This window comes from Vibrio natriegens NBRC 15636 = ATCC 14048 = DSM 759 (genome assembly GCF_035621455.1).
Lineage (GTDB): Bacteria > Pseudomonadota > Gammaproteobacteria > Enterobacterales > Vibrionaceae > Vibrio > Vibrio natriegens.
On sequence record NZ_CP141822.1, the window covers coordinates 1,898,607 to 1,918,204 of the forward strand.

The window sequence follows — 19,598 nt, forward strand, 5'->3', positions numbered from 1 at the left end:
TGTTAGTACGCTGCCCGTAAACCTTTTGCATACGCCAAGATATTGAAATATAGCACGAAACTTCTGGCTTGAAATGCTGAAGCTAAAGGGACAACAGCCAAACTAGAACTCACTCTCAAAACGTAAGTTGGCGAAAAGAAAAATATGCTTAACTGCCCTATTGCCGCCGTTTTCAAATTAGCAAAGGATACAGGTTGCAAAACTAAACAGCAGCGCCAGAGAAATAGCCCGAAAGTTAGACGCCGTAAACGGTGAAGTCACAGCAAACACAACTCATATAGTGCCACCGGAAAGAACGTGAAAGGCACATTTGACCAGGTGTAAAGCCAGGAAAAGAAACCAATAAACACCGAAAAATTTACCGTTGATGCCAATCCAGTACTAACGCCCAATTAAGGTGTGAACCACGCTACCACAACACTCAATTTGGACGCCGTAAACACTGGACTAAACACAAACCAAAAATGCCAAGCGTGGTGAATCTGCCTTAAACGCATTGTTATGTACGTTTGAAGGCAACCACCGAATAAATGTGCCAATGCTTTGATTTACCTACCATTGTTGTGCCATCTTCATCCCTTTCATTGAACTCGATGATTTCAAAGTTAGAGAATAAGTTTAACAACTCATCTTTAGAGAGTGCAGTTAAGGGGGTGTGGAAGTCACTAGCCCAAGAGTCGTTTTTACCCATGAAATCACCAGCAAAAACACCACCCTTTACGAGACTAGCATCTATGCTTGTCCATACTGCTTGAAACTGCTCAGGGTTCACAAAAAATAAACTCGCGTTAGCGACGATTAAGCTGGCATCAGCATAATCAAACTCACAAAATGATGATTGAGCTACATTTACACTCGACTCACCACCAAACCTATCTCGGCATATTGCTACTGAGTCAGGATTGATGTCAAAGCCGAAGACTTTATAGCCGTGCGAGATTAAATACTTTATATCGCTACCCGTACCGCAACCACAATCTATTGCTACTTTAATTGAAGAAGCATCTAAATTTACAGCTCGTTCAGTTCTTGTGGAATGTGGTCGATTTAATGCCTTTTCGTAAAACTTCCGCCAATTTTCTCTATGTTTCTGATCATCCATAATCTTCGTTTTACCTTAAAGTACATAACGCCCTGTTAAGGGGTGAGCAACGCAATACCGAAGCCACCGCACACCCCCTTAATCACTAATATCAACGCATAGTAAAAATGCCACGCGTTGCGAATCCCTCTTGAACAGTTTGTTAGGTGCGTAGCCAAAGTTGGTAAAAGTCTGTTTCATTGTGCTTGGGATTCTTGCGCACAAACTCCCAACCATGGCGCTTATAGAATGTGAGAGCTCGATGGTTAGTTCGGCTTACTGAAAGTACAGCACGCAAACAACCCGCTTTACTCAAAGTGCTTACAATATAATCCTGCACTTTTGGAGCGAGTCCTGAACCACGAAAATTCGGCTTTAAGTAAATGAGATGCACATAGCCAGTTTCCGGCTCAGGTGAAAAACTGCGAAACTCTAACTGCCCTGCAAACTGACCATCCACAAATACATGGATATAAAACCATTCTGATGTTGCTAACCGGTCTAAGACTCGTTCACGATAACCGCTGATGAAGTCGGCGAAACCATCGTAATGCCCAAAACTACAAAAGTATGCATCTTTTCTCGCAGCAACGCATAATTCGAAATCATCAATGTTTATCTGCCGAAAAGCAATTTCCATACTTACCTTTTCCTTCAAGCACCTAACGCCCAATTAAGGGGTGAGTAACGCAACACCGATGCCACCGCAAACCACCTTAATCACTAAAATTAACGCATAGTAAAAATGCCACGCGTTACGAATCCCTCTTGAATTGTTTGTTAGTACGCTGCCCGTTAACCTTTGGCACATGCCAAGATATTGAAATATAGCACTAAACTTCTGGCTTGAAACGCTGAAGCTAAAGGGACAACTGCCAAACTAGAACTCAACCTCAAAACGCAAGTTGGCTAGAAGAAAAACTTGCTTAACTGACCTATTTTCACCGTTTTCAAATTAACAAAGGATACGGGCTTCAGAACTAAACGACAGCGCCAAAGAAACTCGGTGTTTGACAAACATTTCCCAGCATCAAAGAAACCACGCCAAAGAAATAGCCCAAAAGTTAGAAACCGTAAACGGTGAAGTCAAAACAAACACAACTTATATAGTGCCACCGGAAAGAACGTTAAAGGCACATTTGACCAGGTGTAAAGCTAGGAAAAGAACCCGATAAACCCCGAAAAATTTACCGTTGATGCCAATCCAGTACTAACGCTTTCTATACGGCTTTTTGCAGCCTTTCAGACGTAACAACGCCTTATTTCTCTTAAGCATATTTATGAATATTAGCACTTATCTTTATGAAAAATATAGAAACGAGGTATGAATATGAGTGCTGGTACGCGCAATTAGACGGCAAAAAGCTGGTTAGTCAACTGAGTGATGCTAAATTAACAAACCTGTATAAATAAACAGGTTACATATCGTTATGAAATCCCAATTTTTACTTAGTGTAAAAGAGCATATGCTAATGCGTCATTACTCAAATAAAACGATTGAAAGTTACCTATTTTGGATCAAGCGTTATATCGTTTTTCATCAGTTTGCACATCCATCTAAGTTGTCAGAAGAGCATGTAGTTCAGTTCCTTAGTCACATTGCTGTCAAAGATAAAGTAGCAGTAAAAACTCAAGCGTTAGCGCTTTGTTCAATTGCATTTCTCTACCGAGATTTCTTTCAGACACCGCTCTCACTCGAAATGCGATTTCAAAAGTCACTAACTGAGAGAAAACTTCCTGTCGTATTAACACGAGACGAGATTCGTCGATTTATTCAACATATCGATCCCAAATACAAGCTTCAAACACTTCTACTCTATGGTTCCGGGCTTCGCTTAATGGAATGCCTGAGATTAAGAATTCAGGACATTGATTACGATTATGGTGCAATCCGTGTCTGGCAAGGTAAAGGCGGAAAGAACCGTACGGTGACATTAGCAAAAGAGCTACATTCTTCCCTAAAAGCACAAGTGGATCTCGCTCGAAGTTATTATCAAAAAGATTGTCACATGCCTGGCTACGCAGGTGTTTATATTTCAGAGGGTCTACAACGTAAATACCCAAACGCACAGTTGGACTTTAACTGGCACTTTCTATTTCCATCAGCAAAACTAAGTGTTGATCCGGAAATGGGAGAGTTAAGAAGACATCATATCAACGAGAGTGCTCTACAAAGAGCCGTCAAACGCTCTGCGAAAGACGCGGGAATCGAAAAATCGGTAACGTGCCATACGCTAAGACATAGCTTTGCCACGCATCTACTCGAATCAGGTGCCGATATCAGAACAGTTCAGGAGCAGTTAGGGCACTCAGATGTAAAAACCACACAAATCTACACTCACGTTATCGAAAGAGGAGCAAGTGGTGTCCTAAGCCCTCTATCAAACCTTTAAAAAGAAAAAGCCACCAAATTGGTGGCTTAATATAATAATTTCAACAGATTACTAATGGCGTTCGCCCAGTTTAACATTGCCTTTTGAGTCAAACCAAAGAGCTTGAGCGCGACGGCGGCCAAGCAACATTGGGCCATCATCATAGAACAGGAAGTTCTTCCAATGCTTTTTGAAGATAGACCACTTGGTTTCGATGACGTTGTATTTCTCGTAACAGAAATAAACGGTCACATCGTCTTGCCAATCAATATGTGTTTCCACTTCGGTTGGCATGTTTGGCTCGTCTGATTCCCAAGCGGCCATCCAGTCGACAGTTTCTGACCAGTTGGACTCTTTCATCGGCCAATCTTGAGAGCTCAAACGGTCCATATCAGGGCTTTGCGCACTGATGTTCTCTTTCCAGAACTGAGCGGAGCGAGCCTGACTCATCGGCTTTATCTGCGCTAAGTCTTCTTCTGGTACCGGCATCGACTGGTGAGTAAAAATCCATTTTCTTTGGTATTCGTCCAAAGGCAAATAAGACATTCAGTCTCCTTTATTACGACTTCAGCCAACCTTTATCGGTGGCATCTTCAATTATTTCTTTCGCTTTGTCCCACAATGTGACAGAGCCAAGTTCAATTCTTTTGTTAATAGTAAGCGCTTGTTCACGCGTTACGCCATGTTCTTGCCAACTTTGACCGTCATTATGATAATTTAGAAGCATTGGTATTAAACGGTCGAGGGCTTTTGCGTACTTTGCATCGTCAGTTTGTGCCGCTTCAAATTCATGCCACAATGCCAATAGCTCTTTGCCTTGCTCGCTTGGCAGCATTCCGAATAAACGTTCTGCGGCTTTGATTTCTTTTTCCGCCTGCTCTTTTGAAGCGGCCGTATCATAAACAAAGGTGTCGCCCGCGTCGATCTCTACGACATCGTGGATCAACAGCATTTTCATGACTCGGCAAATATCGACCGGAGCATTGGCATGTTCTTCCATCAAGACGGCCATCAGGGCTACGTGCCAACTGTGTTCTCCGCTGTTTTCCAGTCTGCCTTCCGCGCATTTAACACGGGTTCGACGAAGCACATTTTTCAACTGATCCAACTCTATTAATAGCTTTAGCTGCTTCTCTAGTCTTTCCATATCATCGAGCCTTTGGTTGCCAGTCAGGTTTAGTCAGTGAGGTTAAGATATGATCTTGCCACTCGCCATCTATCAAAAGATAGTCCTTCGCATAGCCTTCTTTACTAAAGCCAACATGTTCCAGAACGGCTTCGCTGCGTTTGTTGTGTGGCATGTACCCTGCCTGAATTCGATGCATATTTTGTACGTCGAACATGTAATCACAAGCCATTTTAAGACCACGACGCATGTATCCGTTACCCTGCGCCGTTTGGGCAAGAGAGTAACCAACGCTGCATGAGTGAAATGGGAAACGAACCAGACCGCTGAAGGAAATTGTGCCTAACATGCGTTGTTTTTGGGTATCAATGAGAAGACAGTAATAGCCAAGCCCCTGACGGTGGAGTTCGCTTAGTTTAATGAGTTTTTGTAGCCAACCATTGACGGTAAAGAAGGCGTCCTCGCGGGTTGGTTCAAACGGCTTTAAGTACTCGCGATTTACCTGAAAATATTCGGCAATCATATCAGCATCTGCGATTTCAGCAGTACGCAGAAGTAAGTCGCCGTCCAACTTATGAACGGCGACGGATGAACTTTTATCTTCCATTACAAATGACAACGTCCGTTTTCTCTTCGTTCAGGATTAATTTTTACGAATCCCATAGTCACGCAGTTTATTGGCAATTGACGTATGTGATACATTCAAACGCTTCGCCAGCTTGCGGCTTGATGGGAATGACTGATACAAACGCTCAAGGATCTGAGACTCGTAATCACGCATGATCTCATCCAAAGAGCCATCTAAATTGAGTGTCGCACTGCCACCACCGACCGATTGAGGTTGTGGCAAATTAAAGTGTTCAACCTTCAATAAATGCCCATCCATCTCGGTTAACGCTCGCAGAACCATATTATCCAGCTGACGCATATTGCCTGGCCATTGGTAGTTTGCGAGTCCGTCGATCAAATCTTCGTCGAAATCAGGTTTATCAATACCCAATTGCTGCGCGTGCTTAGTCACAAACAGCTCTAATAGTGGAGCGACATCATTAGAGCGCTTGCGTAAAGGAGGAATCGTCAACGTAAGAACGTTCAGGCGATAGTATAAATCTTCACGGAACATGCCCGCTTCCGACAGCTCAGCAAGGTTATGCTTGGTAGAGGCGATAATGCGCACATCAACGTGCATTTCATCCTCTGCGCCAACTCGACGGAAATTACCATCCTGAAGAAAACGCAGTAGCTTGATTTGCAAGTGGGAGCTCATTTCACCAATTTCGTCCAAGAAGACGGTGCCGCCATTCGCTTGTTCAAAAATGCCTTTGTGCCCCTGCTCGTGGTTAAATGAGCCTGGCGCATGGCCGAACAGTTCAGTTTCAGCCACATCATCCGGCATAGACGCGCAGCTCAGTACGAGGAAAGGCTTGCTCGCTCGGCTAGATCGGCTGTGACACGCTTTTGCCAGCATTTCTTTACCAGTGCCAGTTTCACCTTCAATCAGTAAAGGCTGATCAAGGACAGACAGCTTCTTGGCTTGATTCATCAATGCTTTATGGCGGTTAGATAATCCGACAAAGTGTTCAAAACCAAGCGGGTTATGCAGCGGCACGGCTTCTTCAATTCGCGAAACTTGCTGGCTGGAGCGAATCGTGATCAACGTACTCGCCAGTGTCGAGTTTTGCGCTTCATCTTTGATATAAACTGGCATTAACTCAAGAATATAATCCAGACCATCAATCACCAGATTTTCACGAGTTCGGGCGTTCACTCCTTCAGACCAACGAGAGAAACGCATGCTTGGTAATAGCGTACCAATTTGTGTGCCGATAACTTCTTGCTTGTGCAAACCTAGCAGAGACAACGCAGACATGTTGGCCATGTCTACCGCGCCTTTAAGATCGATAGCAAAGACAGGATCCGGCAGATTATCCACGAGAGAAAGCAGCTCGGTATTATGGCGTTCCATAGGCATGAACTGAATTTTACGTACGTCTTTAACCCCCGAAATACGTCGGATTTCGGCCATTAATTCGCTAAAGGTATCAAAATCAATATCCGGGCAATTCAAATATATAATGCCGCTGATATCAATCTCAATACCACGCAAGTCGATACTTTTAGATGCTAAAATATCGAGCAGTTCTCGGGTAAGACCGAGTCTATCTTCACATAAGACTTCAAGACGCACTGAAAATATCCCAATTCACAACTGTCAGGAAAAGTTGACAGTAGTTTCTATCAAGCTTGGAATGGCGTCAAGCAATCCTATTCATCAATGGTGATATTGGTTACGGTTTCATCGTAATTGATGCAACTTTCGCCACTACCGCTTTGCGAATTGTACCCAGTTTAACCTGACGCTCAGGATACCAAGGTAATGGGCGCAACAGTGTCATTGCTTTTAAGCCTAAACGAGCGGTAAGAATACCGACACCAAGCCCCTGACCTGCGCGAGCTGATACTTTGCCCGCAAGATCCATCGACATTAAATCCATGCCAGCATCAATCGCTAGCTCACTCGCACCAGCGGCAGCCATATTCACAAAGACCGCTTTGAGCAGTTTTATTCGCGACGCATAGCCCAACTCAACGCCATAGACTTTGGATAAGTTGTCGATCATTTTGAAGTTACGCCAAGCTACCAAAAACATATCTGCTGCGGCGAGAGGGCTGACTGCAACTAACGCAGCGGATTCGGTGGCATGTTGAGACACGATCTTTGTAGCCAGTTTGTCTTGCTGACTAACCACCATTGAGTCGTACATATCGAGAATTTCAGCGTCGCTGTGTGCAGGGTTAACACTGTTTTTCCAGCGGTCAAAGCCCGGATTTTCTGCCAATACCCCACTTTGTTCAGCCACTTTTTCACAAAACGCTTTGCCCTTGCCCACGCTATCACTGCCAACAAGCAATTCACTCTCTTCTTGGATGCTGAAGTGGTTTCTCAGTTTACGCAGCTTCCACAACTCCTTGCCTAGCGCGCCAATACCAAATGAGGCGATGGTTGCAATAAAACCTGCCCATCCCAATGCAAGCCAATCGGACGTTTGAACCGCCGTGACAACTGAATCGATCGCCTGCCACCCCACCAGACCAGAAAACGCGGTAAGTAACCCTGTCGCCAACCATTTTCGACCAGATTTAGGGCGAATCACATGCTCAAGCTGCAATTCCTGCTCCGTTTCTTGCGGCTCTTCTTGCACAGTAACAGGCACAAAGGTTTCTTTGTCACTAAAGGCCTTTTGAGCAGTTAACTCCTCTGGTACAGAATCCTTTTCTTTTTCTAGTACATTGTCGGAGAAGACCTGCTTTTGTTTGAATTCACTCATTTCAACTTATCTCCGATCAGGTAATCCAGTGCTTTGTCTAAACGTATATGTTTCATCGGTTCATCACTTGCTGACGGCATTGGACGGAACGAAGTGAAATCAAAACCACTGTTTTGCCAATATGCCGCATTCGGTAGTTTCCTTGGTACTTCACCAGGGAACATCGTCATTGGTTCGCCATCCAGTGTTATGCCCTGCAAAGCCGGAACGGTCTTGTCGCCGGTGGAAATAAACCCAGGCGTCGTGGCCTGAATCGAAGCAATACTCATACAGCTCATTTCAATGTTCTCATAAGCGGCCGTTTGCCAAGCGGGATGCACCATCTGCTGGAGCAAAGAGACCAAATTCGGATGCTGTTCTGGCGTAACGTGGTCTGCTTTGGTTGCAGCGAAGAGAACTTTGTCGATTTTGGGAGAAAATAGCCGACGAATAAAACTGCTGCGTCCGTAGCGGAAGCTATGCATGATTTGCTCCAGCGCCTGACGCATATCGTAAAACGCCTCATCTCCGGCATTTAAAGGTTGTAAGCAATCCACCAGCACGATTTGGCGGTCAAACGTCGCAAAGTGATGTTTATAGAACGCCTTCACTACTTTTTGCTGATATTCATGGAAACGCGCTTCTAGCATCGCTAGATTACTGCCTTTAACAGGCTTGGTCTCTGCCTCAACCCGACAAGGAAAAAATTGCAGAACCGGTGCTCCGGCCAATTCACCCGGCAGAACAAAACGCCCCGGTTGAACCCAATGCAACCCAGCGTCTTTACAACCATGTAGATATTGCGTGTAAGAATACGCAATGCTCTCGAGCTGCTTTTCATTAACACTCTCGTTAAGGTCCAGGTTTTCCAGTTCTTCTAACCACGTTTCTGCCAACTGACTGCGTTGACCTTTTAGCGCATTAAACTGCGTTTGCGACCAGGTGGCGAAATCCATATCCAGAAGCGGTAAATCAAGCAACCACTCTCCCGGGTAGTCAATGATATCCACGTTAAGAACAGCGGTTTTGCTCAATAACTTTTTGGTGGTTTTATTCGGCTTATATTTCAGCGCCAGTCGAATTTCACTAACATCACGCGTTGGCACTGGCCACGCTGGAGGCGTGGCATGAATTTGAGCGATGGCTTCGTCGTAAGCAAAACGGGGAACCATCATATTCGATTGAGGCTCACGTTTAGCGCCTATCAATCGTTTGTCTCTGGCCGCGGCCAATAATGGCAAATTGTCGTGCGTCGCCGTATAAAGCAGCTGATCGACCAGGGAAGTAATAAACGCCGTTTTGCCCGCTCGGGATAAGCCTGTAACGGCGATTCGGACATTAGAGTCCATGCCGCGGTTGATAAAGTCATTCACTTCTTTTGTTATTCTTTTCATGCTTTTTATTTATCTCATTAGTAAACGACGAAGGTATGAGTCTAATTTTACATACATTAATCAAAGATGAACAAACGACTCACAGCAAAAGGCATTGCCCAAAAACACAAAAGCCCCTGAGAATTCTCAGAGGCTTCGGTATTCTAACTATCGATCAAACGATTTAAGCGTAAACGTTCTAATCTTCTTCAATCAGTTTGTAGATAACGAATAGCGCCACCTCTAGCACTACCCACAGTACACAAGTAATCGTGACGTATTTTTCATCAAAGATACTGATACCGTGAAGAATCAAGTCATAGCCAACAAAGCCACCCACCACAACAGCAAGAATAATTTGTAGAATTTGAATAAAACGAGGCATGCCGTCTCCTAATTATTATTGTTCGCATAACGTCTGTTGCTATGCCCAAAGGTTAATATACCTAGTATATAGACAAAAAGTGCAGTTTTCGCTGCACTTTTGTCAATTGTTTGCTAGGTAAATCAGCACCTTGTCACATTCTCAAGACTGAGACGTCCTCAAAGTGCCATTTACATTAAGCTTCCATCTCTTGGATTTTCACTTTCCAAGTGTCCGGACCAATCTGGTGAGCGTTCACACCGTTTGAGTCTACCGCGACTGTTACTGGCATGTCTTCTACTTCAAATTCGTAGATCGCTTCCATACCGAGATCTTCAAACGCTACTACGCGCGCTTTCTTAATCGCCTTCGCAACCAGGTAAGCCGCGCCGCCAACCGCCATCAAGTAAACCGCTTTGTGCTTCTTGATAGATTCAACGGTCGCAGGGCCACGCTCTGCTTTACCGATCATGCCCATAATGCCCGTTTCATCAAGCATCATGTCGGTGAATTTGTCCATACGAGTTGACGTAGTCGGGCCAGCAGGACCTACAGCTTCATCACCTACAGCGTCTACAGGGCCAACGTAGTAGATAAATTTACCTTTGAAATCGACACCTTCAGGTAGACCCTCACCATTTTGCAACATAGTCTGGATGCGTTTGTGTGCCGCATCGCGACCAGTAAGAATCTTACCAGAAAGAAGAACTGTCTCGCCTGTCTTCCACTGCTCAACATCAGCTTGTGTCACTTCGTCTAAGTTAACGCGACGAGTATTCGCGCCCGCTTCCCAAGTGATATCTGGCCACTCTTCAAGCTTAGGCGGCGTTAAGTCTGCCGGGCCTGAGCCATCTAGCGTGAAGTGTACGTGACGAGTCGCAGCACAGTTCGGGATCAAGCATACTGGTTTAGACGCTGCGTGCGTTGGCGCTGTTTTGATCTTAACGTCAACTACGGTAGTCAGGCCGCCAAGACCTTGCGCACCGATACCAAGTTTGTTTACGCGATTGAAGATATCAAGACGAAGCTCTTCTTCTGCGTTTTGTGGGCCACGGTCGATAAGCTCTTGAATATCGATATGCTCCATTAGCGATTCTTTTGCCAGTACCGCTGCTTTTTCAGCCGTACCGCCGATACCAATGCCAAGCATGCCCGGAGGACACCAACCAGCGCCCATCGTTGGCAGTGTTTTTTCTACCCACTCGGCAATATCATCAGATGGGTTTAGCATCACCATCTTAGTTTTGTTTTCACTGCCGCCGCCCTTCGCCGCGATCTGAATTTCAACTTTATCGCCCGGTACCATATTGATGTGTACTACCGCTGGCGTGTTGTCTTTAGTGTTAATACGTTTACCAGCAGGATCCATCAAAACCGATGCACGCAATGGGTTATCTGGATTCGTGTAGGCCTGTCGAACGCCTTCATCTACCATTTGCTGAACCGTCATGTCCGTCGAGTCCCACTGAACGCCCATGCCGATGTTGACAAAACACGTCACGATACCGGTGTCCTGACAGATTGGGCGGTGGCCTTCTGCCGACATACGGGAGTTAATTAAGATCTGCGCAATCGCGTCTTTCGCGGCTTGGCTCTCTTCGCGGTGGTAGGCTTTTTCAAGGGCTTGAACAAAGTCTAGCGGGTGGTAGTAAGAAATGTACTGTAGCGCATCAGCAACACTGCTGATGACATCCTGCTTGCGAATTACCGTCATTACATGCCTCGTTATAGTTATGCTTCCATTACTGGCTTGGCTTCAATCGTGTTTGTTGAGCAAGTTGCTCTTTTGAGCTTCATTTTTATAAACACATTATATAAACAGTTGTCGGATGGCTGATCTCGACACACGAGTTACTGAAGTCGCCTTCTTGTATAGTAAAACCTCCTCAGAACCCTTTGTATAGAGGAAGTTTGGCTATACGGTGGAATATGATACTCTTGCTGCCCATGACATGCCATGCAGTGAACGATCTCTTTGTCACAAATTACACAAATGAACAACATGGATAATCAATTCATTGATTTTAAAGCGTTGGATTACGCACCAGACTTAGCACTTCACCTTTTTTCGCATATTCAGCATCAGCCTTGGGCGATGTTGCTGCGTTCTGCGTCAGAAACTCACATCGACAGCCGTTTCGATGTGCTTGTTGCAAACCCGGTAGCAACATTAGAAACCATTGCCGATAACACATGCATCAAGACACCATCTGACGATTATGTGTCGGGCGACGACCCCTTTTCTCTACTCGATCAATTGCAACAGCAATGGCTACCGAGTGTTGAGCTCGATTCAGAGTGGGATCTGCCTTTCGTAGGCGGTGCGCTTGGCTACTTCAGCTATGATTTAGGTCGCCGCGTTGAAGCTATGCCAGAGCTTGCGGAAAAGGATTTGCAAACAGCGGATATGGCGGTTGGCCTTTATGAATGGGCGATCGTTGTCGATCATAAACTCAGCAAGGCCTGTATCGTTGGGCAAAATATTGCTCAAGCGTGGGATTGGCTCGATAAACAAACCGCCGTACAAGACGCTGAATTTAGTTTGACTGGCGCTTGGCAATCGAACATGACCGAGCAATCTTACGGTACTCGCTTTAATAGCGTGCAAGAGTACTTGCTAAGCGGTGACTGTTATCAAATCAACTTAGCGCAACGCTTTAACGCGCCATACACAGGCAGCGAGTGGCAAGCCTACCTGAAGCTCGAATCCGCCAACCAAGCGCCTTTTTCTGCATTTATTCGTATGCCTGAGTCTTCGATTTTAAGCATCTCACCAGAGCGTTTTCTGGAGCTAAAAGAGAGAGTCATCGAAACTAAGCCAATCAAAGGCACGCGACCTCGCAGTCTGGATGCAGCGCAAGACAAGGCGAACGCCTATGATTTGCAGACCGCAGAAAAAGATCAGGCTGAAAACTTAATGATTGTCGATCTGTTGCGAAACGATATTGGCCGTGTTGCCTCACCTGGCAGTGTTCATGTACCAAAATTGTTTGATATCGAGAGCTTCCCGGCGGTTCACCATTTGGTCAGTACGATTCGTGCAGATTTGGATGAACAGTATTCGCCTGCGGATTTGTTGCGAGCTTGCTTCCCTGGCGGTTCAATCACTGGTGCACCCAAAGTGCGTGCGATGCAAATCATTGAAGAGCTAGAACCTCATCGACGCAGCGCTTACTGCGGCAGTATTGGTTACATATCTCGCCATGGTCGCATGGACACCAGCATTACCATTCGCACGTTGGTTGCAGAAAAAGGCAACTTGTATGCTTGGGCTGGCGGTGGCGTAGTGGCAGACAGCGAATGCGCGGCCGAGTATCAGGAGACGCTGGATAAGCTGTCGAAAATTTTACCAGCATTGAAGTAACGCCAGTGATATTCTTCAAACCATATCTCAACGCCTCCTCAACTGGAGGCGTTTTTGCATTAGCGTTTTTACATTAGCTTTCTTACCCTAACGTCTGATTTACTCCGATTCACCATCGTTATAATCTTGATAACACATTGAGAGAGGATACTGCTCCTCTATAATTATCAATAGATAGTAGATAAAAGGACGCAATTTGGTCATCAATAAAACGAAGCTACTGCAAAACTTTCAACTGCAGTTGCCTACTGGGTATCACAAAGAATCACTCGCTCGATTAAGCTTTTTAAAAGACAAGCCACTGCGTGACGCTGCGGTATTGATTGGATTTGTCGAACGCCCGGAAGGATTACAGGTGATTTTGACCAAACGAGCTGAACACTTACGCCATCATCCGGGACAAATCAGCTTTCCCGGCGGTAAATTTGAACCTGAAGACATTCACTTAGTGAATACTGCGCTTCGTGAGACAAAAGAAGAAATTGGTATCGCAAATAACGACATACATGTCTTTGGCCAATTACCTAAACTTCCTACCATTAGCCGCTTTAATGTCACTCCATTTTTAGCTTTTGTATCGCCAAACTACAAAACGCACATTGACCCCAATGAAGTTGAGTATGTATTCGAAGTTCCTGCAAACCATATTTTGAACCCGAGCAAACTCTACAGCAGCAAATTTAATCTTAAACAAACTAGCCACCGTGTATTTGCTATTCCTTACCGCCAGCACTTCATTTGGGGTATGACCGCTCAAATTATTGAGTCAATGCAAAGGCACATCATCGCTAAGTAACGGTGATTTACAAATATGTATAATTTCCGAACAAGCATGAGGCTACTTAGGGGCACTTCCATCCAACATTTCACTTCAAAAAACCTATTCGTAACCTCTCATTTACATTAGTTTAATTTGTCGTTTTCACCGCAAGCGTTTGCGCTGATAAAAATATGTACAAATAAGACTATCAATTAGATTTTCTAATTCCACACATTAGCATTAATCACTAGTAGCACATCATTTTCGTGATAAAAAACAGGTTTTTGACATATTATTCAATAAGCCCGAGCAATACATGACTTAGATCTAATTTTCCCAATGCAAAATCTTGCAAAATTGCACCCGACTTATTTCCTGTTCCCAAAATGAGTAAACATAAAATGAATTCAATCAATTCTGCGGTTTCTACCGCACAATCGTCTAGTAAGTTTTCTTACAAAGACTTCACCTGGTGTCTGTCGCTGTTCGGTACAGCCGTAGGTGCAGGTGTATTATTCCTTCCGATTAAAGCGGGTGCTGGTGGTTTCTGGCCATTAGTAATCCTAGCCCTAATCGCAGCACCAATGACTTGGTTCGCACACAAATCTCTGGCTCGCTTTGTTCTTTCAGCTAAGAATCCAGAAGCAGACATCACTGACACAGTAGAAGAGCACTTCGGTAAAACTGGCGCAAACCTTATTACTTTCGCTTACTTCTTCGCTATTTACCCTATCGTACTTATCTACGGTGTCGGCATCACTAACACGGTTGACTCATTCCTGGTTAACCAAATGGGCATGGAATCTATTCCTCGCTGGCTACTGTCTGGTGCTCTGATCGCAGCAATGACTACAGGTGTGGTATTTGGTAAAGAGCTCATGCTGAAAGCAACATCAGCAATGGTTTACCCACTGGTATTCATTCTACTAGCGCTGTCTTTCTACCTGATTCCTGAGTGGAATACTTCAATGATGGAAGTTTCACCAAACTGGGGTGAAATGCCTTCAATCGTTTGGCTGGCAATTCCAATCATCGTGTTCTCATTCAACCACAGCCCTATCATTTCTCAGTTCTCTAAAGAGCAACGTCGTGTTTACGGTGAAAATGCAGTGAAGAAAACTGACGCTATCACTGGCGGTGCAGCAATGATGCTAATGGGCTTTGTTATGTTCTTCGTGTTCTCTGTGGTTCTTTCTCTGTCTCCAGAGCAGTTGGCTACAGCACAAGCACAAAACATCTCTGTTCTTTCTTACTTAGCGAACGTTCATGAGTCTCCACTGATCTCTTACTTAGGTCCACTGGTTGCGTTTGCAGCAATCACTTCTAGCTACTTCGGTCACTTCCTGGGTGCTCACGAAGGTCTGGTTGGCCTAATCAAGTCTCGCTCTAACACTCAAGTAAGCAAGATTGAAAAAGCGTCTCTAATCTTCATCGTACTAACTACTTGGGTGGTTGCTATCGTTAACCCAAGCATCCTAGGTATGATTGAAACGATGGGTGCGCCAATGATTGCGGCAATCCTATTCCTGATGCCTGTTTTCGCTATGCACAAAGTTCCAGCAATGGCGAAGTACAAAACTTCAGCACCTGTGCAAATTTTCACAGCTATCTGTGGTCTTGCAGCGATTAGTTCTGTAATCTACGGCGCTCTTTAATCTCAGCTGAAATACCAGCGTGATTAATCGAAAAATATAACGATAAAAAATTAAGCCTCCCAAATCCCCTTGGGAGGCTTTCTTCTGAGGTAATCGATATGATTAGTGTATTTGATATCTATAAAATCGGTGTTGGACCTTCAAGCTCACACACTGTAGGCCCAATGAAAGCGGGTAAAGAGTTTATTGATGATCTTCGCGCAATGGGAAAATTACGCGACATCACTAAAATCACCGTTGACGTTTATGGATCGCTATCACTGACAGGGAAAGGTCACCACACAGATATTGCTATTATCATGGGTCTTGCAGGCAACTCCCCTGAGAAAGTAGATATCGATTCTATTCCGGGCTTTATTGCTCGCGTAGAAGAAACTGAACGTCTTCCTGTTGGCATGCACTGTCATACAGTATCGTTTCCGCGCGAAGGTGGAATGAACTTCCACAAAACGAATTTGGAACTTCACGAAAATGGTATGCAAATCCACGCTTGGATTGATGACGAAAAAGCATACTCAAAGACCTACTACTCTATCGGTGGTGGTTTTATCGTTGATGAAGAAAACTTCGGTAAAGAGGAAGAGAACCCGATCAAAGTTCCTTTCCCATTTACAACAGCAGAAGAACTGGTAAATCAGTGCCGTGAAAGTGGCCTTTCTATCAGTGCGCTAACCATGAAAAATGAACAAGCGCTTCATTCTGACGAAGAGACTCGTACCTACTTCGCGAACATCTGGCGTACCATGCGCGAATGTATGGATCGCGGTATGAACGAAGAAGGCATTCTGCCTGGTCCACTGCGTGTGCCTCGCCGTGCTGCAGCGCTTCGCCAACAACTGCTTACTTCTGAAAAGACAACCAACGATCCTATGTCTGTGGTTGACTGGGTAAACATGTTTGCGTTTGCTGTAAACGAAGAAAACGCAGCAGGTGGTCGTGTTGTAACAGCACCAACGAACGGTGCGTGTGGCATTATCCCTGCGGTACTGGCTTACTATGACAAGTTCATTCAAACCGTATCAGAGAAAGACTACATCCGTTACTTTGCAGCTTCTGGTGCAATCGGTGGTCTTTACAAGCGTAATGCATCTATCTCTGGCGCAGAAGTTGGCTGTCAGGGCGAAGTTGGCGTGGCGTGTTCAATGGCAGCTGCTGGCCTTGCAGAGCTGATGGGTGGTAGCCCAGAGCAGGTTTGTATGGCAGCAGAAATCGCAATGGAGCACAACCTGGGTCTGACATGTGACCCTGTCGCTGGTCAGGTACAGGTTCCATGTATCGAGCGTAATGGTATTGCGGCTGTAAAAGCGATCAACTCGACTCGTATGGCTTTGCGTCGTTCTTCAGCTCCTACCGTATCTCTGGATAAGGTTATCGAAACCATGCTAGAGACAGGTAAAGACATGAACGCGAAATACCGAGAAACTTCTCAAGGTGGTCTGGCAATAAAAGTTATCTGCTAATCCTACCTTCTGAACACCAAGCCCGAGCCATCTGCTCGGGCTTTTTTGTATCTGCGTTTAGCGTAGTTTTCATCTTCCAGATACAACAAAGGCAAGCCGGTAAGCTTGCCTTTGTAAATGACGCTAGTTGCGATTACTCGCCTTTGTAGATACAACCTGCTGTGCAAGTTTCTTTGATCTCTACTTTGCTTAGCAGCGGAAGGCTTGGTTTCAGTTGCTGCCAAATCCATTTCGCGAGCACTTCGCTGGTTGGGTTTTCCAGGCCTTCAATATCGTTTAAGTAGTAATGGTCTAAACGATCGTAAATTGGTTTGAAAGCGGCTTTGATTTCTGCAAAATCCACAACCCAACCCGTATGTGGGTCTACCTCACCTTCTACATAAAGACGAACAAGGAAAGAGTGTCCGTGCAAACGACCACACTTATGACCTTCGGGTACATGTGGCAAGTGGTGTGCCGCTTCGAACATGAACTCTTTGTACAATTCTGTTTTCATCTTGATTCTCAGGCTTTAAAAAAGACGCGATATACTAAGGAAATCACTGCCAAGAGACAAGCATTAGTCCATTATTGAGCCATAAATCAGTATTTTTATTTAAGTGAATGATATCCGAGCGTCGAGTTTTGCCATTCGCCAGTTATTTGATTACATAATAATCACGTTATGAATACACAAAGAAAACAGTGTGATTAACGCGGCATGTGTTTAAAAACGTAGTTTCGAACTCCCCATAAACGGAATATCAGTGTCTACTTGCATTTCTGTCTGAACGTTTTTCGCTATTCCTGCTTTCATCCGGGGTAAAACTAAGATGAAATCATCTTTTTCTGACCTTCAAAATGAATATAAAGGTTGAAGCTGACGAATTGACAGGTAATATGTCTCGTTGAATCTGTAAAATTCTACCCAACCCGGCGCTTTGCTTGTTTTTTAAACAAAAAGATTATGAAACAAGGACTTTAAAGAGCGTTGCGTTGAATTTTTACCTCTATGGAGAATATTGAAAACATGACTTACGCGCCTGTATCAGACGTTTTGAAAGGTCAGCTAGCAGTAGACAGTGAAGTGACTGTTCGTGGCTGGATCCGTTCACGTCGTGATTCCAAAGCTGGAATCTCTTTCCTTGCCATTTATGACGGCTCTTGTTTCGACCCGATTCAGGCCGTGGTCCCTAATAATCTTAATAATTACGACGACGAAGTATTAAAGCTGACTACAGGCTGCTCTGTTGAAGTAACTGGTAAGATTGTTGAGTCTCCTGCGAAAGGTCAGGACTTCGAGCTGGCAGCAACTGACGTTAAAGTTGTTGGTTGGGTTGAAGATGCTGAAACTTACCCAATGGCAAAAACTCGTCACTCGATCGAGTACCTACGTGAAGTAGCGCACCTTCGTCCACGTACAAACGTGATCGGCGCGGTAGCTCGTGTACGTAACTGCCTGTCTCAAGCTATTCACCGTTTCTACCACGAGCAAGGTTACTTCTGGGTATCTGCGCCACTAATCACCGCTTCTGACGCAGAAGGTGCGGGTGAAATGTTCCGCGTTTCTACGCTAGACATGGAAAACCTACCTCGCACAGACGCTGGCAAAGTAGATTACAACGAAGACTTCTTCGGTAAAGAGACGTTCCTGACAGTTTCTGGTCAGTTAAACGCGGAAGCTTACGCTTGTGCAATCAGCAAAGTTTACACTTTCGGTCCTACTTTCCGTGCTGAAAACTCAAACACAAGCCGCCACCTGGCTGAATTCTGGATGGTTGAGCCTGAAGTTGCGTTTGCAGAGCTAGACGACGTAGCAAAACTTGCTGAAGACATGCTGAAGTACGTATTTAAAGCAGTACTTGAAGAGCGTCGTGATGACCTTGAGTTCTTCGCACAACGCATCGACAAAGAAGCGATCACTCGTCTGGAGCAATTCGTTTCTTCTGACTTCGCACAAGTAGACTACACAGACGCAATCCAAATCCTTCTGGATTCTGGTCGTGAGTTCGAATTCCCAGTTGAATGGGGTATCGACATGTCTTCTGAGCACGAGCGTTTCCTAGCGGAAGAGCACTTCAAAGCGCCAGTAATCGTTAAGAACTACCCGAAAGACATCAAAGCGTTCTACATGCGTATGAACGACGATGGCAAAACAGTAGCAGCGATGGACGTTCTAGCACCAGGCATCGGTGAAATCATCGGTGGTTCTCAACGTGAAGAACGTCTAGACATCCTAGATTCACGTATGCGTGAAATGGGTATCGACCCAGAGCACATGAGCTGGTACCGCGACCTACGTCGTTACGGCACAGTGCCACACGCAGGCTTTGGTCTAGGCTTCGAGCGTCTGGTTTCTTACGTAACAGGCATGGGCAACGTTCGTGACGTGATCCCATTCCCACGTACACCACGTTCTGCGAACTTCTAATCACTTTTAGTGAAACAGAATTAAAAAGACCTCCCAAGTGGAGGTCTTTTGTTTTATCTGGCACTCACCAAATTAAGAATTACTTTCCTCTTGATCGGCTTTCACCGCATACCTCACACCGACAAAACACAAACCAAAGATAACGAACGGAATGACCGCAGCGGTGTATTCAACCCACGCATAATGTGCAAATGACTTGGCCAAAATAAGGTGTCCAAACACCAGTAAGAAAGCGCTAAATATCGCCACAATGATCAGTGTTAATTCATGTTTCACCAACTGCTTTTTCATCATCACTCCGAGGTAAGAAGTTGTTACTGCATTG

General features: G+C 45.0%; 18 protein-coding genes. 6 read left to right on the top strand and 12 right to left on the bottom strand.

Annotated features, from left to right (window positions below):
* Positions 1–499: 499 nt before the first annotated feature.
* Both VER99_RS08625 and VER99_RS08630 read right to left on the bottom strand, forming a co-directional pair.
* Positions 500–1,102 carry a class I SAM-dependent methyltransferase gene (locus VER99_RS08625; RefSeq protein ID WP_020334682.1) on the bottom strand — a complete coding sequence of 201 codons (603 nt, stop codon included), beginning with the start codon at positions 1,100–1,102 and terminating at the stop codon, positions 500–502.
* A 142-nt stretch (positions 1,103–1,244) separates the two neighbouring features.
* The gene (locus tag VER99_RS08630) at positions 1,245–1,721 is read right to left on the bottom strand and encodes a GNAT family N-acetyltransferase (protein ID WP_020334683.1); all 477 of its coding nucleotides are present in this window, start codon (positions 1,719–1,721) and stop codon (positions 1,245–1,247) included.
* Between the two features lie 790 nt (positions 1,722–2,511).
* On the opposite strand from VER99_RS08630, the gene VER99_RS08635 reads away from it, so the two are divergent.
* Positions 2,512–3,474 (top strand): integron integrase, encoded by a 963-nt coding sequence (locus VER99_RS08635; protein WP_324703953.1) that lies wholly within the window; start codon positions 2,512–2,514, stop codon positions 3,472–3,474.
* A 51-nt stretch (positions 3,475–3,525) separates the two neighbouring features.
* On the opposite strand, the gene VER99_RS08640 is transcribed toward VER99_RS08635, so the two are convergent.
* The 8 genes from VER99_RS08640 to VER99_RS08675 form a co-directional block, all read right to left on the bottom strand.
* Positions 3,526–3,999, bottom strand: coding sequence for a DUF2947 domain-containing protein (locus tag VER99_RS08640; protein ID WP_020335514.1), 474 nt, complete (start codon positions 3,997–3,999; stop codon positions 3,526–3,528).
* 13 nt (positions 4,000–4,012) lie between these two features.
* Entirely contained in the window at positions 4,013–4,600 is a 588-nt protein-coding gene (locus VER99_RS08645) for an HD domain-containing protein (RefSeq protein WP_020335515.1), read from the bottom strand.
* A 1-nt stretch (position 4,601) separates the two neighbouring features.
* Positions 4,602–5,186, bottom strand: coding sequence for a ribosomal protein S5-alanine N-acetyltransferase (rimJ, locus tag VER99_RS08650; protein ID WP_020335516.1), 585 nt, complete (start codon positions 5,184–5,186; stop codon positions 4,602–4,604).
* Between the two features lie 36 nt (positions 5,187–5,222).
* Positions 5,223–6,767 carry a transcriptional regulator TyrR gene (gene tyrR / locus VER99_RS08655; protein WP_014232344.1) on the bottom strand — a complete coding sequence of 515 codons (1,545 nt, stop codon included), beginning with the start codon at positions 6,765–6,767 and terminating at the stop codon, positions 5,223–5,225.
* 100 nt (positions 6,768–6,867) lie between these two features.
* Positions 6,868–7,908: a YcjF family protein gene (locus VER99_RS08660; RefSeq protein WP_020335519.1), complete on the bottom strand. Its 1,041-nt coding sequence runs from the start codon at positions 7,906–7,908 to the stop codon at positions 6,868–6,870.
* Positions 7,905–9,281 carry a YcjX family GTP-binding protein gene (locus VER99_RS08665; protein WP_020335520.1) on the bottom strand — a complete coding sequence of 459 codons (1,377 nt, stop codon included), beginning with the start codon at positions 9,279–9,281 and terminating at the stop codon, positions 7,905–7,907. Before VER99_RS08665 ends, VER99_RS08660 begins: the two co-directional genes overlap by 4 nt.
* Before the next feature lie 178 nt (positions 9,282–9,459).
* Positions 9,460–9,645, bottom strand: a complete 186-nt coding sequence (locus VER99_RS08670; RefSeq protein WP_014232347.1) for a hypothetical protein — start codon at positions 9,643–9,645, stop codon at positions 9,460–9,462.
* A gap of 175 nt (positions 9,646–9,820) precedes the next feature.
* The gene (locus VER99_RS08675; protein WP_014232348.1) at positions 9,821–11,338 is read right to left on the bottom strand and encodes a fumarate hydratase; all 1,518 of its coding nucleotides are present in this window, start codon (positions 11,336–11,338) and stop codon (positions 9,821–9,823) included.
* A gap of 288 nt (positions 11,339–11,626) precedes the next feature.
* Between VER99_RS08675 and pabB the strand changes: the two genes are divergently transcribed.
* The 4 genes from pabB to VER99_RS08695 all read left to right on the top strand — a co-directional run bounded on the left by pabB (position 11,627) and on the right by VER99_RS08695 (position 16,863).
* A complete protein-coding gene (gene pabB, locus VER99_RS08680; protein WP_020335521.1) occupies positions 11,627–12,988 on the top strand; it encodes an aminodeoxychorismate synthase component I in 1,362 nt (453 codons plus the stop codon).
* 196 nt (positions 12,989–13,184) lie between these two features.
* Complete coding sequence (locus VER99_RS08685; RefSeq protein WP_020335522.1) at positions 13,185–13,784, top strand: CoA pyrophosphatase; 600 nt, start codon at positions 13,185–13,187, stop codon at positions 13,782–13,784.
* A 365-nt stretch (positions 13,785–14,149) separates the two neighbouring features.
* Positions 14,150–15,403: an aromatic amino acid transport family protein gene (locus VER99_RS08690; protein ID WP_014232351.1), complete on the top strand. Its 1,254-nt coding sequence runs from the start codon at positions 14,150–14,152 to the stop codon at positions 15,401–15,403.
* A gap of 98 nt (positions 15,404–15,501) precedes the next feature.
* The gene (locus tag VER99_RS08695; RefSeq protein WP_014232352.1) at positions 15,502–16,863 is read left to right on the top strand and encodes an L-serine ammonia-lyase; all 1,362 of its coding nucleotides are present in this window, start codon (positions 15,502–15,504) and stop codon (positions 16,861–16,863) included.
* A gap of 133 nt (positions 16,864–16,996) precedes the next feature.
* Here the strand turns inward: VER99_RS08695 and queD are convergent, their stop codons facing one another.
* A complete protein-coding gene (queD, locus tag VER99_RS08700) occupies positions 16,997–17,359 on the bottom strand; it encodes a 6-carboxytetrahydropterin synthase QueD (protein WP_014232353.1) in 363 nt (120 codons plus the stop codon).
* Positions 17,360–17,872: 513 nt separating this feature from the next.
* On the opposite strand from queD, the gene asnS reads away from it, so the two are divergent.
* A complete protein-coding gene (gene asnS, locus VER99_RS08705) occupies positions 17,873–19,273 on the top strand; it encodes an asparagine--tRNA ligase (RefSeq protein ID WP_014232354.1) in 1,401 nt (466 codons plus the stop codon).
* A gap of 72 nt (positions 19,274–19,345) precedes the next feature.
* Here the strand turns inward: asnS and VER99_RS08710 are convergent, their stop codons facing one another.
* On the bottom strand, positions 19,346–19,564 hold the full coding sequence (locus VER99_RS08710) for a hypothetical protein (protein WP_020335524.1): 219 nt from the start codon (positions 19,562–19,564) through the stop codon (positions 19,346–19,348).
* Between the last annotated feature and the right edge of the window lie 34 nt (positions 19,565–19,598).

Bases quoted from the DNA above. Each gene is read 5' to 3' on its own strand.
- VER99_RS08625 (WP_020334682.1), bottom strand. From the start codon at position 1,102: ATGGATGATCAGAAACATAGAGAAAATTGGCGGAAGTTTTACGAAAAG.
- VER99_RS08630 (WP_020334683.1), bottom strand. From the start codon at position 1,721: ATGGAAATTGCTTTTCGGCAGATAAACATTGATGATTTCGAATTATGC.
- VER99_RS08635 (WP_324703953.1), top strand. From the start codon at position 2,512: ATGAAATCCCAATTTTTACTTAGTGTAAAAGAGCATATGCTAATGCGT.
- VER99_RS08640 (WP_020335514.1), bottom strand. From the start codon at position 3,999: ATGTCTTATTTGCCTTTGGACGAATACCAAAGAAAATGGATTTTTACT.
- VER99_RS08645 (WP_020335515.1), bottom strand. From the start codon at position 4,600: ATGGAAAGACTAGAGAAGCAGCTAAAGCTATTAATAGAGTTGGATCAG.
- rimJ (WP_020335516.1), bottom strand. From the start codon at position 5,186: ATGGAAGATAAAAGTTCATCCGTCGCCGTTCATAAGTTGGACGGCGAC.
- VER99_RS08660 (WP_020335519.1), bottom strand. From the start codon at position 7,908: ATGAGTGAATTCAAACAAAAGCAGGTCTTCTCCGACAATGTACTAGAA.
- VER99_RS08665 (WP_020335520.1), bottom strand. From the start codon at position 9,281: ATGAAAAGAATAACAAAAGAAGTGAATGACTTTATCAACCGCGGCATG.
- VER99_RS08670 (WP_014232347.1), bottom strand. From the start codon at position 9,645: ATGCCTCGTTTTATTCAAATTCTACAAATTATTCTTGCTGTTGTGGTG.
- VER99_RS08675 (WP_014232348.1), bottom strand. From the start codon at position 11,338: ATGACGGTAATTCGCAAGCAGGATGTCATCAGCAGTGTTGCTGATGCG.
- pabB (WP_020335521.1), top strand. From the start codon at position 11,627: ATGGATAATCAATTCATTGATTTTAAAGCGTTGGATTACGCACCAGAC.
- VER99_RS08690 (WP_014232351.1), top strand. From the start codon at position 14,150: ATGAATTCAATCAATTCTGCGGTTTCTACCGCACAATCGTCTAGTAAG.
- VER99_RS08695 (WP_014232352.1), top strand. From the start codon at position 15,502: ATGATTAGTGTATTTGATATCTATAAAATCGGTGTTGGACCTTCAAGC.
- queD (WP_014232353.1), bottom strand. From the start codon at position 17,359: ATGAAAACAGAATTGTACAAAGAGTTCATGTTCGAAGCGGCACACCAC.
- asnS (WP_014232354.1), top strand. From the start codon at position 17,873: ATGACTTACGCGCCTGTATCAGACGTTTTGAAAGGTCAGCTAGCAGTA.
- VER99_RS08710 (WP_020335524.1), bottom strand. From the start codon at position 19,564: ATGAAAAAGCAGTTGGTGAAACATGAATTAACACTGATCATTGTGGCG.